The 4071-nt window shown below is 39.9% G+C and carries 4 protein-coding genes; 2 read left to right on the top strand and 2 right to left on the bottom strand.

Annotated elements, in window-relative coordinates:
* Positions 1–101: 101 nt before the first annotated feature.
* Positions 102–1661 (top strand): ATP-binding cassette domain-containing protein, encoded by a 1560-nt coding sequence (locus ADH31_RS04710; RefSeq protein WP_049509232.1) that lies wholly within the window; start codon positions 102–104, stop codon positions 1659–1661.
* A 44-nt stretch (positions 1662–1705) separates the two neighbouring features.
* Here ADH31_RS04710 and htpX read toward each other — a convergent pair whose 3' ends face one another.
* Positions 1706–2605: a zinc metalloprotease HtpX gene (htpX, locus tag ADH31_RS04715; protein ID WP_000965043.1), complete on the bottom strand. Its 900-nt coding sequence runs from the start codon at positions 2603–2605 to the stop codon at positions 1706–1708.
* 1 nt (position 2606) lies between these two features.
* The gene (locus ADH31_RS04720; RefSeq protein WP_049504224.1) at positions 2607–3167 is read right to left on the bottom strand and encodes a LemA family protein; all 561 of its coding nucleotides are present in this window, start codon (positions 3165–3167) and stop codon (positions 2607–2609) included.
* A 94-nt stretch (positions 3168–3261) separates the two neighbouring features.
* Here ADH31_RS04720 and rsmG point away from each other — a divergent pair, with 94 nt between their 5' ends.
* Positions 3262–3975, top strand: coding sequence for a 16S rRNA (guanine(527)-N(7))-methyltransferase RsmG (gene rsmG / locus ADH31_RS04725; protein ID WP_049504222.1), 714 nt, complete (start codon positions 3262–3264; stop codon positions 3973–3975).
* The last annotated feature ends 96 nt before the right edge of the window (positions 3976–4071 follow it).

Below are 4071 nucleotides of genomic sequence, written 5' to 3' on the forward strand. Positions count from 1 at the left end.
AGGCGACGCTGACGTGGTTTGAATTTGATTTTCGAAGAGTATTAAAAGAGTTTTTTTGACATAGACTTTGGGCTCTACTAGGTAAAGTAGAGCTTTTTGTTATGCAATATAGACATTCTAGAAAGGGCATTAATATGATAAAAATTAACCATCTAACTATCACTCAAAACAAAGATTTACGAGACCTTATTTCCGATTTAAATATGACTATCCAAGACGGAGAAAAGGTCGCTATTATTGGTGAAGAAGGAAATGGCAAATCAACCTTACTTCGAACTTTAATGGGAGAAAGATTAGCTGATTTCACTATCAGGGGAGAAATCCAGTCTGACCTTCAGTCCCTGGCCTACATTCCTCAACATCTCCCTGAAGAACTGAAGAAAAAATCTCTACAGGACTACTTCTTTTTAGAATCTACTGATTTGGACTACAGCATTCTCTATCGCTTGGCTGAGGAATTGCATTTTGATAGCGACCGTTTTGCTAGCAACCAAGAAATTGGGAATCTCTCGGGGGGAGAAGCTTTGAAAATTCAGCTCATCCATGAATTAGCCAAACCCTTTGAGATTCTATTTTTAGATGAACCTTCAAATGACCTGGACCTTGAGACAGTTGATTGGCTAAAAAGTAAGATTCAGAAGATGAGGCAGACCGTTATTTTCATTTCTCATGATGAAGACTTCCTCTCTCAAACTGCAGACACCATTATCCACTTGCGACTAGTCAAGCATCGAAAGGAAGCTGAAACCCTAGTCGAGCACTTAGACTATGATCGCTATAGTGCCCAAAGGAAGGCTAACTTTGCCAGACAAAGCCAGCAAGCTGACAACGACCAACGAGCCTATGATAAAACCATGGAAAAGCATCGCCGAGTCAAGCAAAAGGTAGAAACTGCACTTCGAGCTACCAAAGACAGTACTGCCGGACGACTACTGGCTAAAAAGATGAAAAATGTTCTTTCTCAAGAAAAACGCTACGAAAAAGCAGCTCAGTCCATGACCCAAAAGCCACTTGAAGAGGAAGAAATCCAACTTTTCTTTTCAGAAATAGAGCCATTAGCAGCTTCTAAAGTCTTACTTCGACTGGAAAATGATACTTTATCCATCGGCCAACGAATTTTGTCTCAAAAACTCCAACTAACTGTTTGGGGGCAAGATAAAATCGGCATCATCGGTCCCAATGGAGTTGGCAAATCGACTCTGTTAGCCAAGTTACAACAACTACTAAGTGGCAAAAGTGAGATTTCACTTGGATTTATGCCACAAAATTACCAAGAAACATTGAATTTGGATCTATCTCCAGTAGAATTTCTTAGCCAAACTGGACACAAAGAGGAATTACAGAAAATCCAATCTCACTTAGCTAGTCTCAACTTCAGCTATCCAGAGATGCATCACCATATCCGCTCCTTATCTGGTGGTCAACAAGGTAAACTCCTTCTTTTGAATTTAGTTCTGCGAAAACCAAACTTTCTCCTTCTGGATGAACCCACACGAAATTTTTCTCCAACTTCTCAACCAGAAATCAGAAAACTCTTTGCCAATTATCCCGGTGGTCTGGTTACTGTTTCGCATGATCGACGTTTCTTAAAAGAAGTCTGTACGAATATCTATCGTTTGACAGAACATGGTTTGGAAGTCGTTGATTTACAAGATTTATAAATGTAGAAAATCTCAAAAATCCAGAGGAAAATCTCTGGATTCTTTTACATATGTTGTAAACGCTCAATCCGTTCTGAGATTGGCGGATGAGTATAGAAGAGTTTTTGCAAACCACCTCGCTTTTGAGGATCATTGATGTAAAGTGCACTGCTAGCATCATCTACATGACGGCTCATTGGTTTACTATTGTCCAACTTACGCAGAGCATTGATCATCCCTTGAGGATTACGAGTCAATTCCACGCTTGAAGCATCTGCTAAAAATTCTCGCTGACGAGAGATGGCTAGTTGTACCAAAGTTGCTGCTAGGGGAGCCAAAACAATTGCTAGGAGAGAAACAACTAGCATAATAATTTCAAGTCCACCACTATCACGGTCATCACTTCTACGACCACGGCCTGCACCACCCCACCACATCATGCGTCCAGCCATACTTGATAAAAGCGTAATCGCACTAGCAAGGGCAACCGCGATAGTAGAAATACGAATATCATAGTTACGAATGTGACTGACTTCATGGCCTATAACCGCTTCTAACTCTTCACGATTCATAACCGCTAAGAGTCCTGAAGTTGCTGCTACAGCTGCATTTTGAGGATTTGAACCCGTAGCAAAGGCATTCAAGCTGGCATCATCGATGATGAAAACACGTGGCATGGGGATTTGCGCAACCATAGCCATATCTTCCACAACATGATAGAGGGTTGGTGCGGTCTGCTCATTCACCTCACGCGCACCATTCATGCTCATGACTATCTCTGTTGATTGAAAAATCATGGACAAGGCATAGATAAAGCCGATAATCAGAGCGATAACTAAGCCACCAAGACCAGACCGCATAAAGAGGTAACCAACTGCATATCCAACCAAAGCCAAAAGTAAAAAGAATACTAGTAGTAAAATCCAAGTTCTTCGCTTATTACTCGCGATTTGATCATACAACATCCTAGTCACCTAAACCACTAAAATCGACTTTAGGTACTGCCTTTTCCTCTTCAGGAGTTTGAAGGAAATCAGCGACTTTAAAACCAAAAAGTCCTGCAATTAGATTACTTGGGAAAGTCTCCAATTTAACATTATAGTTGCTAACAACACTATTGTAGAGTTGGCGAGAGTAAGAAATTTTATTTTCAGTATTGGTCAGCTCTTCTTGCAATTGTGCAAAGTTGCCACTCGCTTTTAGGTCTGGATAATTTTCTGCAACGGCAAAAATACCTGAAACCTGGCGTGTAAGAGCATCACTAGCCTTCATAGCTTCTGCTGGTGAAGTTGCTGCGGCTACTTGATTACGAAGTTCTGCAACTTTTTCAAGCGTTGAACCTTCATACTTTGCATATCCCTTCACGGTCTCAATCAAGTTTGGCAAGAGATCGTTACGACGTTTCAACTGAACATCAATCTGACTCCATGCCTCCTTAGTTTGCATACGATTTTTAACTAAACCGTTATAACTAACAATTACGAAAATAACAATAAGAGCAAGAACTCCAAGAATAATCCAAGTCATCATATAATTCCTTTCTGCTTTTAGATTAATACTAGTATATCAAATTTCCATCTTTTTGTGGTAAAATAAGATGATACTTAAGAAGGAAACTACTATGAAACCAGAAACATTTTATAACTTGCTAGCTGAACACAAGATTCATCTTTCTGACCAGCAAAAATTTCAATTTGAACGTTATTTTGAACTCTTGGTTGAATGGAATGAAAAAATCAACCTGACTGCTATTACAGAAAAAGAAGAAGTCTATCTCAAACACTTCTATGATTCCATCGCTCCTATTACACAGGGATTGATTGAAAACCAGCCTATTAAACTCTTAGATATCGGTGCTGGAGCAGGATTTCCTAGCCTTCCTATGAAGATCCTCTATCCTCATCTAGATGTAACCATTATTGACTCTCTCAATAAACGAATCAACTTTCTGAATCTATTAGCCCAAGAACTAGGTTTAGAAAATGTTCACTTCTATCATGGACGTGCCGAAGACTTCGCCCAAGATAAGAACTTCCGTGCTCAGTTTGATATCGTTACAGCTCGTGCAGTTGCCCGTATGCAGGTCTTGTCCGAGTTGACTATTCCCTACTTAAAAGTTGGTGGAAAATTGCTTGCACTAAAGGCTAGCAATGCACCTGAGGAATTAACTGAAGCTAAAAATGCCCTCAATCTTCTCTTTAGTAAGGTTGAAGAAAACCTCAGTTACACTCTTCCTAACGGAGACCCTCGCTACATTACTATTGTTGAGAAGAAAAAGGAAACTCCAAACAAATATCCACGTAAGGCTGGCATGCCTAACAAACGTCCACTTTAGAAAGATTAAAAAATCTGCAAACTCACACCTCGCTTTCTTATTTCAAGGCTCGGGAAAAAATGATTTACAAAATCATACCTCGCTTTCCCATTTCAA

It is taken from the genome of Streptococcus pseudopneumoniae (assembly GCF_001072375.1).
In the GTDB taxonomy this organism is placed as follows: Bacteria; Bacillota; Bacilli; order Lactobacillales; family Streptococcaceae; genus Streptococcus; species Streptococcus pseudopneumoniae_L.

What these genes read in the sequence shown, in the direction of transcription:
- ADH31_RS04720 (WP_049504224.1), bottom strand. Translation starts at nt 3,167, where the DNA reads ATGACTTGGATTATTCTTGGAGTTCTTGCTCTTATTGTTATTTTCGTA.
- rsmG (WP_049504222.1), top strand. Translation starts at nt 3,262, where the DNA reads ATGAAACCAGAAACATTTTATAACTTGCTAGCTGAACACAAGATTCAT.
- htpX (WP_000965043.1), bottom strand. Translation starts at nt 2,605, where the DNA reads ATGTTGTATGATCAAATCGCGAGTAATAAGCGAAGAACTTGGATTTTA.
- ADH31_RS04710 (WP_049509232.1), top strand. Translation starts at nt 102, where the DNA reads ATGCAATATAGACATTCTAGAAAGGGCATTAATATGATAAAAATTAAC.